Consider the following 24,132-nt stretch of genomic DNA (forward strand, 5'->3'; position numbering starts at 1 on the left):
CGGGCCCGCGTCTCCAGCCCGCCGTTTTTAGCCTAGCCGCCGGCGTCGGATTACGCGGCCTTGCCGCTAATCCGACCTACGTGGCTCCAGCGGAAAGCGTATCTTGTAATGCAACCCCATCCCCGGCGCACTGACCACCTTCACCGTCCCGCCCAGCGGCCCCGTCACCAGGTTGTACAGGATGTGCGCACCGAGGCCGCTGCCGCCCGAGCCCCGCTTGGTCGTGAAGAAAGGATCGAACAGCTGGCCCAGGGTGGCGCTGTCCATGCCCATGCCGTCGTCGCTGTAGTCGAGTTCCAGCATGTCGCCGGCCGTCCTGGCACTGATCTTGATCCTGCCCGGCTCGCCTTCCGCAAAGCCGTGCACCAGTGAATTGACCACCATGTTCGTGACGATCTGCGAGACGGCGCCCGGATAGCTGCGCAGTTGCACCTCGGGCGCGCAATCGATCTCCACCTTGACCGGCTTGCCCTTGAGCTTGGGTTGCAAGGACAGCAGGATTTCATCGAGATATTTGCGCAAGTTAAAGCTGCGCAATTCGTCCGAGGACTGGTCCACGGCCACCTGCTTGAAGCTGCGCACCAGCGCCGCGGCGCGCTGCGTGTTCGTCGTCATGATGCGCAGGGTCTGGTCGATGATGTCGAAAAATTGCCGCAAGCCGTCTTCATCGAGCTGGCCGCCGTCCAGGTCTTCGCGCGTCAGCTTCAATTCCTGCACCAGGTGGCTGGTGGCCGTCACGCAAATGCCCAGCGGCGTATTGATTTCATGCGCCACGCCCGCCACCAGGCGTCCCAGGGACGCCAGCTTTTCCTGGCGCACCAGTTCCGACTGCGCTTCCTGCAAGGCGTTCAAGGCGCTGTTCAGGGCCGCGTTCTGCTCTTCCAGCGCTTCCTTGGCCTGGCGCATGGCGCTGTCGGCCTGGATGCGGGCCATCGCCACGGCCACGTGGCTGGCCATGAAGGCCAGCACGTCCAGTTCCGCCTGGCCATACACGACGGATTCGTCGTAGCTTTGCACGATGATCACGCCATACTTTCTCTCGCCCAGCAGCATGGGCGCGCCCATCCAGCTGGCGATGCCCACATTGCCCAGCGGCTCGTCCATCTCGCCGCTGGCCACCAGCGCCGCATAGCTGTCGGCATCGAGCAGGCACGCCTTGCGCCGCGCCAGCACATAGGAACTCATGCCGATGCCGTAATGAAAACGTTTCACGGGCGCCTGCGCATCCTTTTCATCGACGAAATACGGGATCGTGATGTCCTTGTTGTCCGGGTGGTACAGGGCGATGAGGAAATTCTTTGCCGTCACCAGTTCGCTGATGATGGCGTGCAGGCGCGCATACAGGGTCGTCGCGTCGGCCGCCTGCGCCGACAGGTTGGCGATTTCATACAGCGCATGCTGCAGGTTTTCCGCGCGCCGGCGCTCGGCCACCTCGTGCGCCAGCAGGGCCGTGCGCTCCTGCACCGCCTTTTCCAGCCGGTCCATGCTTTGCATGCCTTGCAGGGCGCTCGACACGTGCGTGGCGATCAGCGCGAACAGGGCCTGGTCTTCCAGGCTGAAGCGGTGCTGGGCGTCGTAGCTCTGGATGACGATGGCGCCGAGCACCTGGTGCTGCTGGTCCAGCAGCGGGCAGCCGATCCAGTGCTCGGCCGCCGTGCCGCCGCCCCAGGCGCCGCCGCCGATGGCGCGCATGGCGTCGTCGTCGGCCGTCATCACCAGCTGCTTGCGGTTGACGATGACCCAGGCCGTGGGCGACTGCGCGGCGCTGGCCAGGCGCACGCCCTCGTCCGGATCGGGCGCGGCGTCGAATTCGTCGACAAAGTAGGGAAAGCGCACGAGGCCGTCGTCGCGGTCGCTGAGCGCCACGTAAAAGTTGGCCGCATACATGATGCGTCCCAGCGCCGCATGCACCGCCTGCAGGAATTCGCTGATATCGCTGCAGGTGCTCGAGCGCTGCCCGATTTCCAGCAACACGGTTTGAACGGCTTCCAGGCGGCTGAGACGGCTTTCCATGGGTGACTATGTACCTTGTGCAAGTATATGTTCTGAAAATCAATATTATCAGTTCAGCCCAGCCTTGGCACGGCATAAAACGCAGAATCTTGCCTTGAGCGATAGCAACACTCGCCACGCGCGCATTTGCCACCTGGCCGATACAGTGGCAGACTAGGCCCCTTCCTACAGACCAGACCGTCCTCATGACTGCCACGCTACGCGCCTCGCTTCGCCCCTACACCCTCGCCGGCCTGCTGGCCTTTGCCGCGCTGGGCATGCCGCCATTGTGCGCCGCGCCAGCCAAGGCGCCGGCGGCGGAAACGGCCGATGGCGGACGCTATTTCGGTCCCCTCGTCGCGGGCAAGATGCACGGCCAGGGCCGGCTCGAATACGCGAGCGGCGCGTTTTACGAAGGGGGCTTCGCGCGCGGCGTGTTTTCCGGCCAGGGCAAGCTGCGCCAGGCGTCCGGCGTCGAATACACGGGCGCCTTCCGCCAGGGCGCCTTCGACGGCATCGGCCGCTACACCTCGCCCAAGGGTGAAATCTATGCGGGCAGCTTCGTCAACGGCAGCTTCGAGGGGCAAGGCCGCTTCCAGGGCGCCGACGGCGCCACCTTCGAGGGCCATTTCAAGCACTGGCGCCCGCACGGCGCCGGCAAGCTGACCGACACGGACGGCACCGTCTTCGAAGGCGAATTCGTCCAGGGCCAGGTGCAGGGCAAGGCGAAGGTCACCACCAGCGACGGCATCCACTATGAAGGCGAGCTGAAAGACTGGAAATTCGAGGGCGAAGGCGTGCTGCGCACGGTCGACGGCGACGAATACCGGGGTGGCTTCAAGAATGGCCAGTTCGACGGCAAGGGCGTGCTGCGCTACGCCGTGGCGCAGGCGGACGGCCGGCGCGAAGACAGCGGCAACTGGACGGAAGGCCAGCTCGACGACCCGGCCGCAGACAAGCTCACGCGCGACAATATCGAGCTGGCCCTGTACAACCAGCGCACCCTGCTCGACGGCGCCCTGGCCCGGATCGCGCCGCGCGATGCGGCAAAAAAGATCAATCTGTACCTGCTGGGCGTGGCCGGCGATGGCGCGCAGGAAGTGTTTCACCGCGAAACAGCCTTCGTGCAGCGCCAGTTCGACCGCGATTACGGCACCGTGGGCCGCTCCTTGATGCTGGTCAATAGCCGCAACACGGTGGCGCAGCAGCCGATGGCCACGCGCACCAGCATCGCCGCCAGCCTCGACGCCCTGGGCGCGAAGATGGACAAGGCCAACGACATCCTGTTTTTATTCCTCACCAGCCACGGCTCGCCCGAGCACGAACTGGCGCTGGCGCAAAACGGCATGGATTTGCACAGCCTGCCCGCGCAAGAGCTGGCGGGCATGCTCAAGCACAGCGGCATCCGCTGGAAAGTCATCGTGATCTCGGCCTGCTACGCGGGCGGCTTCATTGCGCCATTAAAAGATGACAACACCCTCATCATCACGGCCGCGCGCAGCGACCGCACCTCGTTCGGCTGCGACGACCAGAACGATTTTACTTACTTCAGCGAAGCGTATTTCAAGGAAGCATTGCCCAAGAGCGCAGGCTTTGCCGAGGCGTTCGACAAGGCCAAGGTGCTGGTGCAGGCGCGCGAGGCGGCCGATTTCCTCGAAGGCGGCATGGAGGCGGAAGAGCATTCCGAGCCGCAGCTATTCCAGGGCAAGGCGATTGCCGCGCAGCTGAAGGCGTGGCGCGCCCAGCCACGCTAAGCGCTACTTTCTGTACAATAGGCGTCACCATGCGACGATTCTTCCTCATTTTGCTGCTGTTCGTGCTTCCGCTCCAGATGTCCTGGGCCGCGGCGAGCGCGTATTGCCTGCACGAGGAAGGCAAGGCGGCGCAGCACCTGGGCCACCACAGCCACCAGCACAAGGCCGATGCGGACAAACAACCCGCCGGCGATAAAGCTGAGCAGCAGAAAAAAGGCCAGCCGCACAGCGATTGCAATGTCTGCCATGGCATCGGCCACGCATGGCTGCCGGCCGGCTCCAGCCTGCCCGTCGGCGACATGGCGTCCGTCAACGCGGACACCTCCCCCTTCTTTTACGCTTCCCACATCCCGGACGCTCCCAAGCGCCCTGACTGGTCGTCGGCCATCTAGGCCGACGGGACGTTACTTTCACTGATCGCAATATGCGGGCCTGACTAAACAGGCGCAAGCCTGCGCGTCCCGTCGAATTCTTTTCCATTCCCTGGAGAATTCGATGTACCGAATCATCTTGTTATTTTCCGCTGGCCTGCTGGCCGGCAACTTTGCGCACGCGCAAACACCTGAAGAACCCGCCGCTCCCCTGACCCTGCCCGCCGCGCTGCTGCTGGCCGAAGGCGGCAACGCCACCCTGTCGGCCGCCCGCCATGAACTGGCGGCCCAGGGCGGCGCCCTGCAGCAGGCGCGCGCCCTGCCCAACCCGGAACTGCAAACCGTGCTGGAAGACACGCGGCGCGCCACGCGCAGCACCACCGTGCAACTCAATCAATTGATCGAACTGGGCGGCAAGCGGGGCGCGCGCGCCGCCGTCGCGCAGCAGGGCCAGGAACTGGCGCAAGCCGGCCTTGCGCTACAGCAAGCCGACACGCGCGCGCTGGTGACCACCGCCTTTGTCGACGTGCTGGCGGCGCAGGAAGGCTTGCGCCTGGCCGACAGCGCGCAGGCGCTGGCCGCGCGCGCCAGCGACATCACGGCGCGCCGGGTCACGGCCGGCAAGGCGTCCCCTGTCGAGGAAACCCGCGCCAGGGTCGCCGAAGCGAGCGTGCGGCTGGAACTGAACCTGGCCCGCAGCACGCTGGCCAGCGCCCGCAAGCGCCTGGCCGCCCTATGGGGCAATGCCGCGCCCCGCTTTACCGTGGCTGAGGGCCGGCTGGAAACCTTGCCGCAGTTGCCGCCAGGCAGCGAACTGGCGGCGCGGCTGGAGCAAGCCCCGGCCGTGCGCCAGGCCCGCAGCGCGCTGGCCCAGCGGCAAGCCATGCTGGACGTGGAACAGCGGCGCGCCACGCCCGACGTCACGCTCAGCATCGGCATGAAGCGTTCGGAAGAGCTGGGCCGCAACCAGGCCATCATCGGCCTGGCCCTGCCGCTGCCCCTGTTCGACCGCAATGCGGGCAACAAGCTCGACGCCCTGCGCCGCAGCGACAAAGCCAGCGACGAGCTGGCCGCCGCCCGCATCGCCGTGCAGACGGACGTGGCCGCCGCCAGCGAACGCCTGGCCACGGCCCGGCTCGACGTGGAAAGCTTGCGCCTGGACATCTTGCCCGGCGCGCAAAGCGCCTACGACGCGGCCAGCAAGGGCTTTGAGTTCGGCAAGTTCGCCTTCCTCGACGTGCTCGATGCCCAGCGCACCTTGCTGCAAGCCAAAAATCAATACCTGCGCGCGCTGACGGAAGCGCAGCACGCCGCCGCCGAGATCGAGCGCCTGCTGGGCACACCAGCTCCCCTGTAAGGAATACCCTCCATGAACATCACACTGAACAAAAAACAGGCGATCGCCATCGCCTCCATCGCGGCCGCCGGCATCGTGCTGGCCATCCTCATCCTCGGCACGGGCAATTCCAAGACCACGCCGCCCGCCGCCGCCAAGGTGGAAGCCCATGCTGAAAAGAAAGACGAACACGGCCACGAGGAAGTGGAAGGCCGGCTGGAATTGACGGCGGCGCAAAGCCGCGCGGCCGGCGTCGTCATCGCCACGGCCGCGCCCGGCCGCATCAAGACGACGGTCGCCCTGCCCGGCGAAATCCGTTTCAATGAAGACCGCACGGCCCACGTCGTGCCGCGCCTGGCCGGCGTGGTGGAAGCAGTGCAGGCGGACCTGGGCCAGCTGGTGAAAAAGGGACAAGTGCTGGCCGTCATCGCCAGCACGGAACTGTCGGAACAGCGCAGCGCACTGCTGTCGGCGCAGCGGCGGCTGTCGCTGGCCCGCTCCACGTATGAGCGCGAAGAAAAACTGTGGCGCGAAAAGATTTCGGCCGAACAGGATTACCTGCAGGCGCAGCAGGCGTGGCGCGAGGCGGAAATCGCCGTGCAGAACGCGCAGCAAAAACTCAGCGCGCTGGGCGCCAGCGGCGCCGGGACCGGGGCCAGCAAAGGGCCGCTGAACCGTTACGAGATCCGCGCGCCGTTCGACGGCATGGTGCTGGAAAAACACATCACCCTGGGCGAAGCCGTCAAGGAAGATGCGAACATCTTCGTCATTTCCGACCTGTCGACCGTGTGGGCGGAAATCGCCGTGCCGGCGAAAGAACTGGCCACCGTGCGCATGGGAGGCAAGGCGGAGGTGAAAGCCAGCGCTTTTGACGCCAGCGCGCAAGGCACGATCACCTACGTGGGCGCACTGCTGGGCGAGCAGACGCGCACGGCCAAGGCACGCATCAGCTTGCAGAACCCGGACATGGCCTGGCGCCCGGGCCTGTTCGTCACGGTGGAAGTGGTGTCCGGCGAAGCGGACGCGCCCGTCACAGTGCAGAGCACGGCCATCCAGACGGTGGAAGACAAGCCCGTCGTCTTCGTGCAGGTCAAGGATGGCTACCAGGCCACGCCCGTGGTGCTGGGCCGCAGCGATGGCAATCTGACGCACATCAAGCAGGGCCTGGTCGCCGGCACGCCGTACGCGGCGCAAGGCAGTTTTGTCCTGAAGTCCGAGCTGGGCAAGGACTCCGCCGGCCACGAACATTGATCACGTCAAAGCTAAGGAAACCATCATGTTTGAACGCTTGATCCGCTTTGCCATCGACCAGCGCTGGCTGGTGATGCTGGCCGTGGCCGCCATGGCCGGCCTGGGCATCTACAGCTATCAAAAGCTGCCCATCGACGCCGTGCCCGACATCACCAACGTGCAGGTGCAAATCAATACCCAGTCCGCCGGCTATTCGCCGCTGGAAACCGAGCAGCGAGTCACCTTCCCCATCGAGACGGCCATGGCCGGCTTGCCCAACCTGGAGCAGACGCGTTCGCTGTCGCGCTATGGTTTGTCGCAAGTGACCGTGATCTTCAAGGATGGTACGGACATCTATTTTGCCCGCCAGATGATCAACGAGCGCCTGCAGGAAGCGAAGGAAAGCTTGCCGGCTGGCATCACGCCGAAGATGGGGCCTGTTTCCACGGGCCTCGGTGAAATCTATCTGTGGACGGTGGAAACGCAGGAGGGCGCGAAAAAGCCGGACGGCACGTCCTACACGCCGACGGACTTGCGCGAAATCCAGGACTGGATCATCAAGCCGCAGTTGCGCAATGTCACGGGCGTCACGGAAATCAATGCCATCGGCGGTTACGCCAAGCAATACCAGGTGGCGCCCTACCCGGAAAAACTGGCCGCCTACGGCATCAGCCTGCAAGACGTGGTGAAGGCGCTCGAGCGCAACAACAGCAACGTGGGCGCCGGCTACATCGAAAAGCAGGGCGAGCAGCTGCTGATACGCGCGCCGGGCCAGGTGGCGTCCAAGGACGACATCGGCAACATCGTCGTCGCCAATGTGCAGGGCGTGGCGATCCGCATCCGCGACGTGGCCGACGTGGTGCTGGGGCGCGAGCTGCGCACGGGCGCGGCCACGGAAAACGGCCGCGAAGTGGTGCTCGGCACCGTCTTCATGCTGATCGGACAGAACAGCCGCGCCGTGTCGCAAGCCGTCGACAAGAAGATGGTCGAGATCAACCGCAGCCTGCCGAAAGGCGTGCACGCCGTCACCGTGTATGACCGCACGGTACTCGTCGACAAGGCCATCAATACGGTGAAGAAAAACCTGCTCGAAGGGGCGGTATTGGTGATCGCCATCCTGTTCCTGTTCCTCGGCAATATCCGCGCGGCCGTCATCACGGCCATGGTGATTCCGCTGGCCATGCTGTTCACGTTTACGGGCATGGTGCAATACCATGTGAGCGCCAACCTGATGAGTCTGGGGGCACTCGATTTCGGCATCATCATCGATGGCGCCGTGGTCATCGTGGAAAACTGCGTGCGCCGCCTGGCCCATGCACAGCAAAAACTGGAACGGCCGCTGACCTTGCAGGAGCGTTTTCATGAAGTGTTTGCGGCATCGCAAGAAGCGCGCCGCCCCTTGCTGTACGGCCAGCTGATCATCATGGTCGTGTACCTGCCCATCTTCGCGCTGACGGGCGTGGAGGGCCGCATGTTTACGCCGATGGCCCTGACGGTGGTGATTGCCCTGCTCGGTGCCATGCTGCTGTCGATCACCTTCATTCCGGCCGCCGTGGCGCTGTTTATCGGCGACAAGGTGGCGGAGAAGGAAAACGCCATCATGCGCGCCGCCAAGCGCTGGTACGCGCCGCTACTGGACAAGGTGATGCGCAACACGCCCGTCGTGTTGACGGGCGCGGCGGTAGCCGTCGTGCTGTCGGGCTTGCTGGCCACGCGCATGGGCAGCGAATTCGTGCCCAGCCTGAACGAGGGCGACATCGCCATCCAGGCCCTGCGCATCCCCGGCACCAGCTTGACGCAATCGCTGGCCATGCAGCAGCAGCTGGAAAGCAAGCTGATGGCAAACCACAAGGAAATCGCGCGCGTGTTCGCCCGTACGGGAACGGCCGAGATCGCCTCCGACCCCATGCCGCCGAATATTTCCGATGGCTACATCATGCTGAAACCCCGCGACGCATGGCCGGAACCGACAAAATCGCGCGAGCAATTGCTGGCTGAAATCGAAGCGACGGCCACGAGCTTGCCGGGCAACAACTATGAGTTTTCGCAGCCAATCCAGCTGCGCTTCAATGAACTGATTTCCGGCGTGCGCAGCGACGTGGCCGTGAAACTGTTCGGCGACGATATGAGCGTGCTCGACAGCACGGCGGCGAAGATCGCCGGCGTGCTGGGCAAGATTCCCGGCGCAACAGAGGTAAAAGTCGAGCAGACGACGGGGCTGCCCATGCTGACGGTGCAGATCGACCGCGAGCAGACGGCCCGCTACGGTCTCAATATTGCCGACGTGCAAGCGGCGATCGCCACGGCCATCGGCGGGCAAGAGGCGGGTACCCTGTTCCAGGGCGACCGCCGCTTCGACATCATCGTGCGCCTGCCCGACAGCCTGCGCAGCGACCTGGAGCAACTCAAACGCCTGCCCATCGCCCTGCCCCTGGGCGCGGCGGCGGAAGGCCGCGCCCGCTTCATCCCGCTCGGCGAAGTGGCCAGACTGCAAGTGGCGCCGGGGCCGAACCAGATCAGCCGCGAAGACGGCAAGCGCCGCATCGTCATCAGCGCCAACGTGCGCGGACGCGATATCGGTTCCTTCGTGGCCGATGCCACGCAGCAGTTGCAAGCGCAGGTGGCCATTCCGGCTGGCTACTGGACCAGCTGGGGCGGCCAGTTCGAGCAGCTGCAATCGGCCACGAAACGCCTGGAACTGGTGGTGCCCGTGGCGCTGGCGCTCGTGTTTGTGTTGCTGTTCGCCATGTTCGGCAACGTCAAAGATGGGCTATTGGTCTTCAGCGGCATCCCGTTCGCCTTGACGGGCGGCATCGTCGCCCTGTGGCTGCGCGACATTCCCATGTCGATCTCGGCAGCTGTCGGTTTCATCGCCCTGTCCGGCGTGGCCGTGCTGAACGGCCTGGTGATGATCGCCTACATCCGCCAGCTGCGCGAACAGGGCATGCCCTTGCAGGATGCGATACGCGAGGGGGCCATCACGCGTTTGCGGCCCGTCTTGATGACGGCGCTGGTGGCGTCGCTCGGTTTCGTGCCGATGGCCATTGCCACGGGCACGGGCGCCGAAGTGCAGCGTCCGCTGGCCACCGTGGTGATCGGCGGCATTTTATCGTCGACGGCATTGACGCTGCTGGTGCTGCCGCTGTTGTACCGGCTGGCGTATGCCGTAAGAGGCAGGGCGGATTAGCGGGGGCCGCCGAGGTCGCAAGCGCGTCATCCGACACATTATTGACGCTGGTGGTAACGTCGGATGACGGCCTTGCAGGCCTGATCCGACCTACCTGTCCATGCGTCGATACCGCGGACGTAGGTCAGATTAGCTCCGAAGGAGCGTCATCCGACACATTATTGACGCTGGCGGTAACGTCGGATGACGGCCTTGCAGGCCTGATCCGACCCACCTGGCCATGCGTCGGTTCCGCGGACGTAGGTCGGATTAGCTCCGAAGGAGCGTCATCCGACACATTGTTGACGCTGGTGGTAACGTCGGATGACGGCCTTGCAGGCCTGATCCGACCCACCTGTCCATGCGTCGATTCCGCGGGCGTAGGTCGGATTAGCTCCGAAGGAGCGTCATCCGACACCAGCACCGGCGCCAACAATATGCAGCTTAGGGCCGGCGGTAGCCGCCTTCGATCCAGTTCGCGGCGGACGTGGCGTTGAACTTGAACGCGGCCGAGGTGCGTACCTTGGCGATCTGTTCGCCGTCGGCGTCGTAGGCGCTCAGTTCCGCGTACGGGTGGTCTTCGTCGGGCACGATGTCGAACATCACCTTGATCTGCCCCTCGTCGGTGGCGACGAATACATTCTTGTGCAGTTGCGCATGCAGCTGCTGCTCGTGGCGGCGCAGCACCTCGGACGCCGTCTTGACCAGGGTGTTGAAGGCGTTGACGTCGAGCGGCTTCGGGTTTTTCTTGTCGCGGCCCATGGTCCACGGGCCCACGAGGGCCGGCTCCGGCTCGCCATCCTTGATCATGGCCACGGCCCAGCCTTCATCTTCCTCGTTCTTGATCACGCGCGCCGTCCAGCCATTGCCTACCCACAGGCGCGGCTCCTGGATCGGGGCGTCATTGTCCTGCTCGGCTGCTTCGTCGGGAAAGTCGGGGAAATCGGTACTCATGGCGGTGCTCGTGATGGAAGGTCGGGGCTAGCATGATAGTCGAAAACGCCCGCCCGTGCCGCCTTCACGGCGGCATGGGTGAACGTTCAATGCTTCCGTCCGGCATCTTCCCAGGCAACTGTCAGCACATGGACATGGCAGGCCGGTTGGGCCAGGTCAGCGGCGGGCCGGGCGGTATCCAGCGCGGGTCGATGGCCGGCAGCGGCGCATGATAATTAAAAGGATTGATGATGATCGGCGGTATCGCCGATGGCGCGCCGACAGGCTCGGCGCAGGACTGCGTGGCGCTACGCTGGCGCGTGGTTCGATGGTGAAAAAGGGATAGCGATTGATCCCCGGTATCTGCAAACAAAAGCATGTTGCCCTCCTTGCGAGACTGAGGTGTTCAGTATAGGACGGCTTGCGCACATTACAAGAAAAGAAATCTTGTTCCAAATCAGTGTTTTTCTGGCCGCCAGCGCCTTCCATACCGTGAAAATGACGGCCTGTCGCACGCCGCTGGCGGCAAGCGGGGCGCGCGCCTACAGTGTGACCATGCAATACCCGATCACCCACACACCGAGGCTTACCATGAAAAAATTGCTCACCTTCGTCCTCATCGTCATGCTCGCCTGCCTGTTCCTCGACAAAATCGGCGCCACGGACATGCACATGCAGCTCAACGGCGACGAGATCGACGGACCGCTGGAGTGGCTGTTCGGCCTGGTGTTTGCCGGCGGCGGCTTGCTGATCGCCGCCATTGCGCTGGTATGCGGCGCCGTCGTCACGGGCGTGGTACTGGCCGGCGTGGGCGTGGTGCTGATCGCCGTCGTGGCCCTGTGCGTGGCGCTGGCGCTGGCCTTGAGCACGCCCGTGCTGCTGCCGCTCTTGATTCCCGTCGCCATCGTCTGGCTGATCGTCAGCCGCAACCGCAAGCAGGCACAGACGCGTCAGCACAGCCTGTAATCACTGCGCCATGAACTTGCTGAGCACGCCGTCGCCGCCGCCGTCATTCTGTTCGATGCGGTTGCGCCCGCCCCGCTTGGCCCGGTACAGTGCCTCGTCGGCGCGCGCCAGCACGGCGTCGCAATCGGCATCGGTACCGACCATGGCGGCCATGCCGATGCTCACCGTGATGGTGAGCACAATGCCGCCATCGATGGTCAGCGAACTTTCCGCCACGCGCCGGCGCAGCCGTTCGGCAAACACGGCGGCGGCGCTCAGATCCGTGCCCGGCAGCAAGATGGCGAATTCCTCGCCGCCCACGCGGCCCGGCACGTCGACCTTGCGCAGCGCCTGGCACATCAGCGCGCCCAGGTGGCGCAGCACGGCATCGCCCACGGCGTGGCCATGCTCGTCGTTGACGCGCTTGAAGTGATCGATGTCAAGCATCAGCACGCTGGCGCAGCTGGCCAGCTCGCGCTGCAAGCGGGCATGCTCGTTTTCCAGCGACGCCATGAAGTGACGGCGGTTCGGCAAGCCGGTCAGGAAATCCGTGGTGGCCAGCTGTAGCAGTTCCGCGTTCATGCGCTTGCGCTCGGTGATGTCGAGCGAAGACACCATGACGAAATCGAGGCTGTCCGCATGCCCGGGCATCACCAGCAGGCTCAATTCATTTTGCCGCGCCGCGCCGTCGAGACGCACGAAGCTGCTTTCGCACTCGTACAGGTGGGCGCCGCCAGCCAGCGCCAGCAACGCATCGCCGAAACGGGGCAAGGCGCTGTCATCGAAATTCTGTGCCAGGCTCAGCGCGCCGCGGCGCTGGTCGTCCTCGTTGGCGCGCACCTGCGCCAGCGCGGCGCCGTTCGCATCGATGATGCGCACCAGGCCCGCCAGCTTCCGCAGCGCATCCGGATTGGCCTGGAAATGGGCGCCGAGGTCGCGCACGCCCGCCTGCTCGAGCGCGTCGAGCGCGGCGCGCACGGCCGACCAGTCCTGTTCCCACAGGGCCACGGGCGCGTGGTCGTACAGGCTGCGGAAACGCGCTTCGCCGGCGCGCAGGGCCAGCGCCACCTGCGCCTGTTCGATGGCCATGCCGGCCAGGTGCGCCGCCTCGCTGAGCCGCGCCAGATGCGCCGCGCCCGGCAAGGTCGGCTGGCGGTGATACGCCATCAGCACCCCGAGCAGCTTGCCCGAGCCGCCACGCACGGGCTCGGCCCAGCATGATTGCAGCTGGGCCCGGTACGCCAGTTCCATCGTTTCCTGCACATTGGCATGCAAGTCGCCCACGATCACGCGCTGGCCGTCGCGCACGGCTTGCGCGGCGATGCCATGCACGCCCTGCAGGGTGTCGAGGTCGTGGCCGTGGCTGGACAGGTTGAAAAACGCGGGCAAGCTCGGCGCCGCGCCCAGCACCAGGCGGTGGCGGCTTTCATCGAGCAGCAAGATGCTGCACAGCATGGCGGGATGGTCGGCTTGCACGCTGAGCACCACGCTTTCCAGCACCCGTTCCAGCGGCGCGCCCGTGGCCAGCATTTCCAGCACTTGCCGCCGCGTATGCTCGCGCCGCTCCATCTGGCTGCGCTCGCTGATATCGCGGAAGGTCCACAGGCGCGCCTGCTCATTGCCTAACTGCATGCTGCGCACATATTGTTCGACCACCCGCCCATCGCGCAGATGCAGCACGTCGCGCCGCTCGCGGTGGCCGTGCGGCGCATGGGCGCGTGCTCCCAAGAAAGGTGCAGCCTGCTCCAGCTGACTTTCCACATGGCGCACCAGCGCCGCGCCATCGGCTTGCCAGTCGAGCGCGTCGGGCACTTGCCACAGGTCGCGGAAACGCCGGTTCGAGGTAAAGATGCGGCCATTGATATTGTCGACCAGAATGCCGTCGATGGTCGAATCGAGGATGCTGCGCAGCATGGCCTGGCTCCGTTGCGCCGCCTCGGCCATCGCCAGCACGCTCGCCTGCCCCTGCTCCAGCTGGCCGGCCAGCTCGCTCGAGCGCGCCAGCGCCGCCTGGGCGCGGGCGCGGCCCGCCGCCAGCAGCCAGGCCGCCAGCGCCAGCACGATGCTGGCCAGCAAACCGGTCCAGGCCACCAGGCGCGGCCGCGCCAGCAGCTCGCCATCGAAGCCCGGCATGGCGCGCACGCGCAAGGTCCACGGCCGGCCGGCGATGGTGATGACTTGCCGCGATAACAGGCTGTCCGAGGCGGCAGAGGACAAGCCGCCCGGCAGGCTGTCGTACATCAGGGCCGCCTCGGCCAGCTGCGCGCCGTCATAGATTTCCAGGTCCAGCTGGCGCGCCGCCTCGCCGCCCACGCCCGCCATCAGGTCGCCCATGCGGAACGGCGCAAACACCCAGGCGCGCAAGGCGGCGCGCCGCTGCTCCACGCTGGCATGCGGCAAGCCGTTGTCATACACGGGCAGTACGACCAGGAAACCATGCGCCTGGTCGCTGCCGCCATCTTGCACCAGGTGGATCTTGCCCGTCATGGCGGCCTGGCCCGTATCGCGCGCCTGCTCGAGCGCGGTGCGGCGCACGGGTTCGGACCAGATGTCATAGCCGAAGGCCAGCAGGTTGCTGTCGCTTAAAGGTTCCAGATACGTGATGGGCGCATGCCAGACCCGCTGGCCCTGTGGACGCACGGCATAGCCGGGATAGCCTTCCGCGCGTACGCTGGCCTCGTGCCGCGCCAGGGCGGCGCCGGGCACCAGCGGCAGGTAGCCGATGCCGTGAATGCCGGGAAAGTTTCGGTCGACCTGCTGTACCGCCAGATAGGCATGGAATTCGCGGCGCGTGACTTCCTGCGAACTGGCATACAGTCCCTGCACCCCGTGCAGCACCTGGATATAAGTCCGCATGCGGCCGGCGATGTTGTTCACCAGTTCGCGCACGCGGAAATCGAAATCGGCCTGCACCTGCTGTTCGCTGGCGTCGTGGGCATTGCGCCAGGCGCCATACGTCAATCCCAGGCACAGCGCCAGCACCAGCGTGGCCAAGGCGCGCGGCCCCACCCAGTGCGACACTGGCCGGGCAAACCACGACGAAGACGCGCGTGTAGACATGGCAGGCTGACAGGCAGGACGACATCAAACCGCGACACTGCCGGCAACATGGCTGGCAGCGGGCTGCACGATTACCATCGGTAGTCGATGAGAATGATAGTACGTTACAGCGGGCGCCCTTGCAATGCCGAATATTGTATTAAAAAGACCACATATTTCATCGATGCAATGATGTGTACTCCAGGAAAATTCAATGCCATGAAAACCATTCCCGCCGGCTGCTATGATCGCCCCGTCATCCATCATCAGGGAGCCGCGTTTGCAGCACGATAGCTGGCAGGGAACACTATGGCTGGCGCCGGATTTTGCCATCTTGCATGGCGCAGCAGGCGCCACGGACAGTCACGCCCATTATGCGCACCAGCTGATGCTGAGCACGGGCGCGCCCTTCACGGCCGAGCTCGACGGCATCGTCCACACGGCGCGGCACTTGCTGGTCGAAAGCCTGCGCCCACACGCCATCGTCGCCGCACCGGCGCCCATGCTGACCATCTATGCGGAACCGCAGCGCCTGGGCGGTGCAGCCTTGCTGGCGGCCGCCGCCCATGCTGGCGCGCCCACGCTGGAGCATGTCGCCGCCGCCCTGCAGGCCCAGCCCCGGGAAATCCTGTCCGACGCCCGCGTGCGGCGCGCGCTGGAGCAGGTCGACATATTGTTGTCGGGCAAGGTCAGCGCGGCCGCCGTGGCCGGGGCCGCGCATTTGTCGCTGAGCCAGCTGGAACGCCTGTTCAGCGCCCAGCTGGGCTTGCCCGTGCGGCGGCTGGTGCTGTGGCGCCGCTTGCGCCTGGCCATCCGTTTCATCTTACTCGGCAGCACTCTGACGGACGCGGCCCACGGCGCCGGCTTTGCCGATGCCGCGCATTTTTCGCGCACCATGCGCAGCCTGTTCGGCGTGCGCGCCGACCGCAGCTTGCGCCAGCTCGACGTCAAGCTGCTCGATTGACCTGCCGGCTACGACCCGTTGCGCAAGCCGGCCGGCAGCTCGGGCGCGCGCACGCCCTCTTCCGCGCGGAACGGCTCGATCAATTGCGCCCCATATGCGACGGGGTAGTCGGGCCGGCTGCCGATGCCCAGGTCCTCGCCCCGCATGCGGTACTCCGGTGCATCGAAGGCCGTGCCCAGCAGGCGGTCCCAGCACGTAAAAAACAGGCCGAAATTCACGTCGCCGGCCGTGCCGTATTTCATGTGATGAAAACGGTGCAGCGGCGCCCAGGCAAACACGTGGCGCAGCGGCCCCATGCGCATGTCGACATTCGCGTGCTGCAGCAACAGCTGGATCGCCACGGCAAACGCCAGCACGGCCATGACACGCTCCGGCATGCCCAGCAGCAGCAAGGGCAGCATGCCGCCCGCCGCTTCCAGCAGCAGATGCAGCGGGTGTTTCATCCAGCCATTGAAACCATACAGGCGCTGCACACTGTGGTGCACGGCATGCAGTTTCCACAGAAAATAAAAACGGTGGCTCAGGTAATGCACCAGGGTAATGCCGCAGTCGGCGATGAGGATGGCCAGCAGCAGCTGCGCCCAGAACGGCCACGCGCTGGGCCAGAACGCGCCCAGCGCCAGGTGTCCTGCCAGCAAGGGAAAGGCAGCCAGGCCCAGCAGGTACAGCGCCTCGTTGACGAGCGCATGCACGACATCGCGCCAGCCGTCGCCGTGCGCGTGGTTCCACGCGCCGTCATACGGCAGATAGCGTTCGGCAAGAAGGGACGTGAGCAGCGCCAGCAACAGCAAGGGCGGCAAGACCCAGAGGGAGTAGTGGCACGCCGCGATCAGGCAAGCGGCGGCGCCGATGAAGCCGGCCCAGAAGACGGGGCCGTACAGCGCGGCAAAGAGGGATGTCATGGCAAGGCGCTCCTGTGGCAAAAACCACAGCATGGCTTGTCCCCCTGCCGCGCCGCTTGAAGAAACGGCGCAAACTGATTATTTCAGGGCCGGTTTCGCCGCCTTCCTCGCCGCGTATTGCTGGTAGCCGTTCGCGCGCAGGGAGCAGGCGGGGCAAGTGCCGCAGCCGTAGCCCCAGTCGTGCAATTCGCCACGCTCACCCAGGTAGCAGGTGTGCGTTCCGCTGCGGATCAGGTCGACCAGCGGCTGGCCGCCCAGGTCTTCCGCCAGGTCCCAGCTTTGCGCCTTGTCCAGCCACATCAGCGGCGTTTCCAGCTTCAGGCGCGTATTCATGCCCAGGTTCAGGGCCACTTGCAGCGCTTTCATTGTGTCGTCGCGGCAATCCGGGTAGCCGGAAAAATCCGTCTCGCACATGCCGCCCACCAGCACCGTCAAGCCGCGGCGGTAGGCCACGGTGGCGGCTACCGTCATGAACAGCAAGTTGCGGCCGGGCACGAAGGTGTTCGGCAAGCCGTTTTCCTGCATGACGATCTCGACGTTCTGCGTCATGGCCGTATCGGAAATGGCGGAAATCAATGACAGGTCGATCATGTGGTCTTGGCCCAGGCGGCTGTCCCACTCGGGCGACTGCCGGCGCATCTGCTCGAGCACGCCGGGACGCACGGTCAGCTCGATCGCATGGCGCTGTCCATAGTCAAAGCCGATGGTTTCCACGCGGCTATAGTGCTTGAGAGCCCAGGCCAGGCAGGTGGTGGAATCTTGTCCACCGCTAAAGAGCACCAGTGCGGAGTCCGTTGCTAGCATAATTTCTTTCTTTTCAGTTTGATTCTGTTCCAATTGTGCGCGGAGAAACATGATTCCCAGCGCAAAAAATACTTATTCGTCCGCCATCAGTTTACCTATTCCGGTAACATGCAGTCAGCATTTACTCATCTGGAGCACCATGTTTTCTGCACGACCCATACGGCATACGGCTGCCGGCAAGGCGATACGACCACGAATTTTGGCACAAGTAGTGACAAAAGCAATGGGTCAACTGACACTGGCGGCCGCCGGCAGTGTCATCTCGCTGTTTCCCATCGCCCATGCCGGCGCGCAGGAGGCCACGCAAGATGCTGCTCCAGAGAGCGCCAGCGCCACGGACACGGCGCCCGCCCCGCTGCAATATGAGGTCAAGGTCAACGCCCCCGGCGACCTCGATGAACTGCTGGAAAAAAACCTGGACCTGGAACGCTTCCGCGGCAACCCGCGCATGGACCGCGAGCAATTGCAGCGCCTCGTGCGCGATACGCCCGAGCAAGCCAAAAACCTCATCGCCACGGCCGGCTACTACACGCCCGTCGTCACGGTGCGCGTCGACACGACGGGCGCCAAACCCGTCGTCATCGTCGACGTCGACCCGGGCCAGCCGGTGACCATCGACAAGGTCGAGCTGGAATTGCGCGGCTTCGATCCCACGCCGCCGCTGGCCGCTTCCGAACCCTACGATACGGAAGCCCTGAAACGCAGCTGGGCCCTGAAGACGGGCAGCGTGTTCCGCCAGGCGGAATGGGAAGCGGCCAAGCGCGCGCTGCTGCGCGAAGTGGTGCAGACGCGCTACCCGCGCGCCCAGCTGGTCGATACGCAAGCCGTGGTCGACCCGGAAACGCACAAGGTCTCCTTGCTGGTGGTGCTCGACAGCGGCCCCGAGCTGCGCTTCGGCGAGCTGCGCATCGAAGGCTTGAAGCGCTACGATGCCAGCATCATCCGCAACCTCGACAAGATACGCCCGGGCGACTATTACAGCGAATCGGCGCTGCAATCGTTCCAGGCGCGCCTGCAGGACACGGGCTACTTTGCCAGCGTGGAAGTCAGTGCCGACATGAGCAGCATCCTGGGCGAGCAGATCGAGGCGGGCCAGGAAAGCCAGCAGGCCGAGGCCGCCGGCGCCGCGCCAGAAGCCAGGCCCGCCAACCGCGGCCCCGCGCCGCAGTTGCCGCTGGTGGTGCGCGTGACGGAAAACAAGCAGCAGAACGTCAGCGCCGGTCTCGGTTTCAGTACGAATACGGGGAATCGCGCCCAGCTCAACTATGACAACCTCAACGTATGGGGCACGCGCTTCAAGAGCGCGATCACCATGGAAACGAAGAAACAGGCGGCGCACGCCAATTTTTACTTTCCGACCACCGAGCGCGGCTACAACGACAGCGCGGGCGCCTCGTTCGAGCGCAGCGACATTTCCAACGAAATCACGGCCGTCACCACCATCTCGGCCAAGCGCAACTGGGGCGGCACCAACCTCGAGCGCAGCCTGACGTTCGAGTTCCTCAGCGAAGACAAGACGGTGGTGGGTCTGGAACAGACGCGCAGCAAGAGCTTGCCGCTGACTTATGCCATCACCAAGCGCAGCCTCGACAGCCTGCTGTTCCCCACCAAGGGCTACGTCATCAACGCCCAGGTGGGCGGCGCCCTGCTGCCCCTGCTGACGGACGAGCGCTTCGTGCGCGTGGCCGGCAAGGCCGTGTATTACCGTCCGCTCGGCGAAAAGGGCGAGCTGATCGTGCGCGGCGAAATGGGCGCGCTGGGCTCGAAGGAAAAACGCGGCGTGCCGGCCGTCTACCTGTTCCGCGCGGGCGGCGACCAGTCGGTGCGCGGCTATGGCTACCAGGAACTGGGCGTGAAGGAAGGCGACGCCACCATCGGCGGGCGCTACATGCTCACCGGCAGCGCCGAATACCAGTACTGGTTCAAGCCGAAATGGGCCATTGCCGCCTTCTATGACGCCGGCAACGCGGCCGACACGGTCAAAGCGGCCATGACGCCGAAATCGGGCTATGGCCTGGGCGGGCGCTACAAGAGCCCCGTCGGCCCCATCAATGTCGACGTGGCGTATGGCCACGCCGTCCACGCCTACCGTTTGCACTTTTCTCTGGGATTCACTTTCTGATGTCCGATATTTCTACCGAGTCCCACGATGCCGCGCCGCCACCGCCGGCGAAAAAACCGCGCCGCTGGGTGCGCTACGTGCTGATCGCCGTCGCCAGCCTGGCCGTGCTGCTGGGCGCCGGCTTCTGGTTCCTGGGCCGCGAATCGACCTTGCAGATGCTGGTGCAAAAAGTGGCCAGCGCCAGCGGCGGCGACATCGCAGTGTCGGGCGTGTCCGGCTCGCTGTACAACCGCATGCACCTGGGCCACGTCAGCTACCGCAGCAAGACGCAGCACATCATGGCCGACAATATCGACATCAACTGGTCGCCGTTCCAGTTCTTCTCGGAAGGCATCGCCATCAGCGAACTGCACGTGGCCAGCCTGTCCGTGGAAAGCACGGCGCCGTCCGAGGAACCGTCGACCATGCCCGCCAGCCTGGCCGCGCCTTTTAAAATCGGCATTGCCGACGCGCGCCTGGACAAGGTGACCCTCGTCAGCGCGGGCGGCAACACGGTATTTGAAAAAATCCATTTCACCTTGTCGGGCGACAAGTCGCAATGGCAGCTGGAAGATGCCTCGGCCGTCACGCCGTTCGGCCAGGCCACGGCCAGCGCGACGATTGCCGCCACGCAGCCGTTCAAGCTCAGCGGCAAGGCGGGCTTGACGCAGATCAACCCTGCCGCCGGCGAAAAACCGGCCGCCTTGGCGCTGCAGCTGGGCGGCGACCTGAATGTGCTGAACGTCACGGCCAAGGGCAGCGCGGGCGCGGCCACGGCCGATGCCCAGCTGGCGCTGGCGCCGTTCGACCCCGTCATCATCCTGCGCTCGGCCAGCATCAAAGGCCGCAACATCAATCCGGGCAAGTTCGACGCCACCTTGCCGCAGGCGGACCTGAGCCTGGAACTCGACGCCGCCATCGACACCCGGCCGACGAAGCAAACCGTATCGGGCAAGCTGGCCATCCTCAACCACGCCACGCCGGGCCCCATCGACCAGCAAAAGCTGCCGCTGCGCCAGTTAGAAGCGCGCCTGGGCGGCACCCTGACGGCCACGACCCTGGAATCGGCCATCATCGATTTCGGCAACGCGGGCAAGTTCACGGGCGGCGGCAAACTCAACCGCGACGCCGTCGATGGCCCCATCGGCACGGCGCAACTGACCTTGCACACGGACAAGATCGACTTGCAGCACATCTACAGCAGCATCAACAGCACGAAGATCGTCGGCGATATCGTGCTCGACAGCGACGGCAAGACGCAAACCCTGCGCGCCAAGCTGGGCGAAGCCAAGCTGCGCCTGGACATGGAAGCCACCCTGGCCGATTCGCTCGTGCAACTGCGCAAGGCCACCTTGCAGGCAGGCAAAAGCAGCGTCAACGCGACGGGCCAGATCAGCCTCAAGGACGAGCAACCGTTCAAGGCCGTGGCCAGCGCCAGCCGCCTCAATCCCGCCGACTTCGGCGCCTTCCCCGTGGCCGACCTGAACCTCGACGTGCGCGCCCATGGTCACGTGGCGCCCAAGTGGCTGGCGAATGCGGACTTTACCGTGCGCCCCAGCAAGCTGCTCGACCAGCCTTTGTCGGGCAAGGGCAAGCTGACGGCCGATGCGGCCCATTTCAGCGGCATCGACGTGCAATTGGCGCTGGGCAAGAACAACGTGACGGCCAAGGGCAACTTTGGCGGCGCCGGCGAAAAGCTCAACTGGAATGTCGATGCACGCCAGCTCTCCGCCCTGCAGGGAGACTTGCTGGGCACGGTGCTGGCCAGCGGCGTGGTGCAGGGCACGCTGCAGCAGCCGCGCACGAGCTTTGTGGCCGACGCGAAAGGACTGGGCCTCGCCAGCGGCAAGCGCCCCGCGCCCGACAGCGCCATCCACGCCAGCGGCGACGTGGGCTTGACGGGTCCGAAGCAGCAGGCGGAATTGAAAATGACGGGTTCCTTGCAAAAGATCAACCCGGCCGCGTTTGGCGCATCCATGCCCAACGGCAACGTGAATGCGGATTTCAACGGCAGCGGCCGCCTCACCAGCGACTGGCAAGTGGCCCTCAACCTGGCCCTGCGCGAATCGACCCTGCAAAATGCCCCGCTGGCCGGCTACGCCAAGCTGTCGGCCAACGCGAAACGCATCGACAGCGTGGATACGGAATTGCGCCTGGGGCCGAACAGCCTGCTGGCCAAGGGCGCGCTGGGCGGCGCCACAGACCAGCTGACGTGGAAGCTCGATGCGCCGCAACTGTCGACCCTGGGCCCCAAGTTTGCCGGCGTGCTGCATGCGGCCGGTTCCGTCTCGGGCAAGATGGACGCGCCCGCCGCGCAGCTGACGCTCGATGGCAAGGATCTGACCTTCTTTGGCGACCAGCAATTGAAAGCCGTGAAAGGCAGCGCCAGCGTGGGCGCCGGCCAGGGCGCGCTCGACCCCATGGTCAGCAGCCTGGAGATCACGGGCTACAGCACGCCCACCTTCAAGCTGGCCAGCGCCCGCCTGGGCACGACGGGCACGCGCGGCAGCCATACGGTCAGTTTGACGGCGCGCAATGACGATTTCGATGCCACCGTGCAAATCCGCGGCAGCCAGAGCGGCGCCGCCTGGACGGGCAGCATCGACAGCCTGCAAAACAAGGGCCGCTATGCGCTCGTGCTGCAAGCGCCCGTGCCCGTGAAAGTGGCGGGACCGGCCGGCAGCGGCGTGGCGGGCCTGGGCCAGCCCGAGCAGATCAGCGTGGGCAACACCGTCATCAAATTGCCGGCAGGCAGCATCACCATGCAAAACCTCGTCAAGAACGGCCCCCGCTGGACCAGTTCCGGCCAAGCGGCCGGCGTGGCCCTGACCTATCTGGCGCAAGTGATCCCGTCGCTGCAAGCCAATGCGCGCAGCGACCTGACCCTGGGCGCGCAATGGTCGCTCGACATGCAGGTGCCGACGGCCAAGCAGAAAGACCCCTCGCTGGCGGGCATGCTGCACATCTACCGCGAAAAAGGCGACGTGACGGTGGGCGTGGAACAGCCGCTGGCGCTGGGCTTGCGCACCTTCGATGCGCGCGTGGATGTCGCCAACCAGCAGCTGCGCCTGGCCGTGAAACTCGATGGCGCGCGCGCGGGCCAGAGCGATATCAATGCCACCGTGCAAATGCTGAGCGGGCGCATCAGCAACGACAGCGCCCTGTCCCTGACGGGCACCACGAATATCGATTCGCTGGCGTGGCTGGCGCCGCTGACGGGCCAGCCGGGCCTGGAACTGGGCGGCGCCTTGAAGGTGGCCCTGTCCGGCAGCGGCACCATCGGCGCGCCGCAATTGAATGGCGACATCAACGGCAGCAAGCTGCTGGTGAACTGGGCCGACCAGGGCTTGAAATTGCGCAATGGCGTGCTGCAAGCCAAGCTGGCCGGCGATCAATTGCAATTGCAGCGTTTGAGCTTTGACGGCGGCGACGGCAAGGTGCAGGCCGATGGCTGGGTGCGCTTTGCGAATGGCGAAGCGAGCCTGGAACTGAAGCTGATGGCCGACCGCCTGCAGGCGCTGTCGCGCCCCGACCGCACCCTGGTCCTGTCGGGCAACAGCACCCTGGTGCGCAATGACAAGCGCTTCAGCTTCGAGGGCAAGTTCAAGGCCAACCGCGCGCTGATCGAGCTGGCGCCGCAAGATACCCCCACGCAAAGCAGCGACGTCGTGGTGCTGGGCAAGGAAGTCAAGGGCAGCAAGGAAGCGCCTTCGCTGCCGCTGAATATCGACCTCGAGTTTGACCTGGGCAACGCTTTCCACCTGCGCGGCATGGGGCTCGATGCAGACCTGGCGGGCAATGTGCGCGCCAGAGTCATCAACCGCGCCGCGCCGCGCGTGACGGGCAGCATCAAGGTCACGAACGGCCAGTACGCCGCGTATGGACAGAAGCTATCGATCGAGCGGGGCCTGATCGCCTTCACGGGCGCCTACGACAACCCGTCGCTGAATATCCTGGCCGTGCGCAAGCGTCCCGAAGGCGAAGCGCTGTCGGAAACGAACGTGGAAGCGGGCGTGGAAGTGCGCGGCACTGCGCAGGCGCCGACGGCCAAGCTGGTGTCCACGCCGAGCGTGTCGGACAGCGACAAGCTGGCCTGGCTGATCCTCGGTCACGGCGCGGAAACGGCGGCCGGCGATGAAATGGCCCTGCTGACGACGGCCGCAGGCGCCCTCTTCGGCGGCTCCGGCGGCGGCTTGCAGGGCAAGCTGGCCAATTCGCTGGGCCTCGATGAAGTGGGCCTGTCGCAGGCGCAAGGACTGGAAAGCACGGTCGTCACCGTCGGCAAGCGGCTGTCGTCGCGCGCCTACCTGACGTTCGAGCAAGGCACGAGCACGGCGACGAGCCTGGTCAAGCTGCGCTACAAACTGAACCGCCGCATCACCCTGCAGTTCCAGACGGGCACGAACAATGCGCTCGACGTGTTGTATACGTGGGCGTTTGATTAGAGTGGCGGCCAACAACGTTGTCGGATTACGCGGGGCGTGGCCCCGCTAATCCGACCTACGGCCCATGTGCATCCACGTAGGTCGGATTAGCGGCGCAGCCGCGTAATCCGACACCACCGAAACAACAAAGGGCGCCTCGGCGCCCTTTGT

At 65.2% G+C, this 24,132-nt stretch carries 15 protein-coding genes; 9 read left to right on the forward strand and 6 right to left on the reverse strand.

What is annotated here, in order from left to right:
* Positions 1-66: 66 nt before the first annotated feature.
* Positions 67-2,013 (reverse strand): GAF domain-containing sensor histidine kinase, encoded by a 1,947-nt coding sequence (locus tag AC1Q6X_RS21340; protein ID WP_492498338.1) that lies wholly within the window; start codon positions 2,011-2,013, stop codon positions 67-69.
* Between the two features lie 185 nt (positions 2,014-2,198).
* Between AC1Q6X_RS21340 and AC1Q6X_RS21345 the strand changes: the two genes are divergently transcribed.
* The 5 genes from AC1Q6X_RS21345 (at position 2,199) to AC1Q6X_RS21365 (ending at position 9,870) form a co-directional block, all read left to right on the forward strand.
* Positions 2,199-3,746: a C13 family peptidase gene (locus tag AC1Q6X_RS21345; RefSeq protein WP_492498339.1), complete on the forward strand. Its 1,548-nt coding sequence runs from the start codon at positions 2,199-2,201 to the stop codon at positions 3,744-3,746.
* Positions 3,747-3,775: 29 nt separating this feature from the next.
* On the forward strand, positions 3,776-4,138 hold the full coding sequence (gene czcI / locus AC1Q6X_RS21350) for a cation efflux protein, CzcI family (RefSeq protein ID WP_070312569.1): 363 nt from the start codon (positions 3,776-3,778) through the stop codon (positions 4,136-4,138).
* Between the two features lie 103 nt (positions 4,139-4,241).
* Positions 4,242-5,474 (forward strand): TolC family protein, encoded by a 1,233-nt coding sequence (locus AC1Q6X_RS21355; protein WP_492498340.1) that lies wholly within the window; start codon positions 4,242-4,244, stop codon positions 5,472-5,474.
* Between the two features lie 12 nt (positions 5,475-5,486).
* The gene (locus AC1Q6X_RS21360; protein WP_492498341.1) at positions 5,487-6,704 is read left to right on the forward strand and encodes an efflux RND transporter periplasmic adaptor subunit; all 1,218 of its coding nucleotides are present in this window, start codon (positions 5,487-5,489) and stop codon (positions 6,702-6,704) included.
* A 25-nt stretch (positions 6,705-6,729) separates the two neighbouring features.
* Entirely contained in the window at positions 6,730-9,870 is a 3,141-nt protein-coding gene (locus tag AC1Q6X_RS21365) for an efflux RND transporter permease subunit (protein ID WP_492498342.1), read from the forward strand.
* A gap of 423 nt (positions 9,871-10,293) precedes the next feature.
* Here the strand turns inward: AC1Q6X_RS21365 and AC1Q6X_RS21370 are convergent, their stop codons facing one another.
* Both AC1Q6X_RS21370 and AC1Q6X_RS21375 read right to left on the reverse strand, forming a co-directional pair.
* Positions 10,294-10,803 (reverse strand): hypothetical protein, encoded by a 510-nt coding sequence (locus AC1Q6X_RS21370; RefSeq protein WP_099409216.1) that lies wholly within the window; start codon positions 10,801-10,803, stop codon positions 10,294-10,296.
* 121 nt (positions 10,804-10,924) lie between these two features.
* A complete protein-coding gene (locus AC1Q6X_RS21375) occupies positions 10,925-11,161 on the reverse strand; it encodes a hypothetical protein (protein WP_143449926.1) in 237 nt (78 codons plus the stop codon).
* A gap of 212 nt (positions 11,162-11,373) precedes the next feature.
* Here AC1Q6X_RS21375 and AC1Q6X_RS21380 point away from each other — a divergent pair, with 212 nt between their 5' ends.
* Positions 11,374-11,748: a hypothetical protein gene (locus tag AC1Q6X_RS21380; RefSeq protein ID WP_083287436.1), complete on the forward strand. Its 375-nt coding sequence runs from the start codon at positions 11,374-11,376 to the stop codon at positions 11,746-11,748.
* Here AC1Q6X_RS21380 and AC1Q6X_RS21385 read toward each other — a convergent pair whose 3' ends face one another.
* On the reverse strand, positions 11,749-14,787 hold the full coding sequence (locus AC1Q6X_RS21385) for a sensor domain-containing diguanylate cyclase (protein WP_492498343.1): 3,039 nt from the start codon (positions 14,785-14,787) through the stop codon (positions 11,749-11,751).
* Between the two features lie 259 nt (positions 14,788-15,046).
* On the opposite strand from AC1Q6X_RS21385, the gene AC1Q6X_RS21390 reads away from it, so the two are divergent.
* Positions 15,047-15,730: a helix-turn-helix domain-containing protein gene (locus AC1Q6X_RS21390; RefSeq protein WP_230506542.1), complete on the forward strand. Its 684-nt coding sequence runs from the start codon at positions 15,047-15,049 to the stop codon at positions 15,728-15,730.
* An 8-nt stretch (positions 15,731-15,738) separates the two neighbouring features.
* Here the strand turns inward: AC1Q6X_RS21390 and AC1Q6X_RS21395 are convergent, their stop codons facing one another.
* A complete protein-coding gene (locus tag AC1Q6X_RS21395; protein WP_492498344.1) occupies positions 15,739-16,632 on the reverse strand; it encodes a sterol desaturase family protein in 894 nt (297 codons plus the stop codon).
* Positions 16,633-16,710: 78 nt separating this feature from the next.
* Entirely contained in the window at positions 16,711-17,436 is a 726-nt protein-coding gene (gene queC / locus AC1Q6X_RS21400; protein ID WP_070217781.1) for a 7-cyano-7-deazaguanine synthase QueC, read from the reverse strand.
* Positions 17,437-17,659: 223 nt separating this feature from the next.
* Between queC and AC1Q6X_RS21405 the strand changes: the two genes are divergently transcribed.
* A complete protein-coding gene (locus AC1Q6X_RS21405; protein ID WP_492498345.1) occupies positions 17,660-19,558 on the forward strand; it encodes an autotransporter assembly complex protein TamA in 1,899 nt (632 codons plus the stop codon).
* Positions 19,558-23,982: a translocation/assembly module TamB domain-containing protein gene (locus AC1Q6X_RS21410; RefSeq protein WP_492498346.1), complete on the forward strand. Its 4,425-nt coding sequence runs from the start codon at positions 19,558-19,560 to the stop codon at positions 23,980-23,982. Before AC1Q6X_RS21405 ends, AC1Q6X_RS21410 begins: the two co-directional genes overlap by 1 nt.
* The last annotated feature ends 150 nt before the right edge of the window (positions 23,983-24,132 follow it).

The organism is Janthinobacterium sp. GW823-FHT06H09 (assembly GCF_058794735.1).

Excerpts from the sequence above, each read along its gene's own strand:
- AC1Q6X_RS21375 (WP_143449926.1), bottom strand. The coding sequence starts at position 11,161 with ATGCTTTTGTTTGCAGATACCGGGGATCAATCGCTATCCCTTTTTCAC.
- czcI (WP_070312569.1), top strand. The coding sequence starts at position 3,776 with ATGCGACGATTCTTCCTCATTTTGCTGCTGTTCGTGCTTCCGCTCCAG.
- queC (WP_070217781.1), bottom strand. The coding sequence starts at position 17,436 with ATGCTAGCAACGGACTCCGCACTGGTGCTCTTTAGCGGTGGACAAGAT.
- AC1Q6X_RS21355 (WP_492498340.1), top strand. The coding sequence starts at position 4,242 with ATGTACCGAATCATCTTGTTATTTTCCGCTGGCCTGCTGGCCGGCAAC.
- AC1Q6X_RS21385 (WP_492498343.1), bottom strand. The coding sequence starts at position 14,787 with ATGTCTACACGCGCGTCTTCGTCGTGGTTTGCCCGGCCAGTGTCGCAC.
- AC1Q6X_RS21405 (WP_492498345.1), top strand. The coding sequence starts at position 17,660 with ATGGGTCAACTGACACTGGCGGCCGCCGGCAGTGTCATCTCGCTGTTT.
- AC1Q6X_RS21380 (WP_083287436.1), top strand. The coding sequence starts at position 11,374 with ATGAAAAAATTGCTCACCTTCGTCCTCATCGTCATGCTCGCCTGCCTG.
- AC1Q6X_RS21365 (WP_492498342.1), top strand. The coding sequence starts at position 6,730 with ATGTTTGAACGCTTGATCCGCTTTGCCATCGACCAGCGCTGGCTGGTG.
- AC1Q6X_RS21395 (WP_492498344.1), bottom strand. The coding sequence starts at position 16,632 with ATGACATCCCTCTTTGCCGCGCTGTACGGCCCCGTCTTCTGGGCCGGC.
- AC1Q6X_RS21340 (WP_492498338.1), bottom strand. The coding sequence starts at position 2,013 with ATGGAAAGCCGTCTCAGCCGCCTGGAAGCCGTTCAAACCGTGTTGCTG.
- AC1Q6X_RS21345 (WP_492498339.1), top strand. The coding sequence starts at position 2,199 with ATGACTGCCACGCTACGCGCCTCGCTTCGCCCCTACACCCTCGCCGGC.
- AC1Q6X_RS21370 (WP_099409216.1), bottom strand. The coding sequence starts at position 10,803 with ATGAGTACCGATTTCCCCGACTTTCCCGACGAAGCAGCCGAGCAGGAC.
- AC1Q6X_RS21360 (WP_492498341.1), top strand. The coding sequence starts at position 5,487 with ATGAACATCACACTGAACAAAAAACAGGCGATCGCCATCGCCTCCATC.
- AC1Q6X_RS21410 (WP_492498346.1), top strand. The coding sequence starts at position 19,558 with ATGTCCGATATTTCTACCGAGTCCCACGATGCCGCGCCGCCACCGCCG.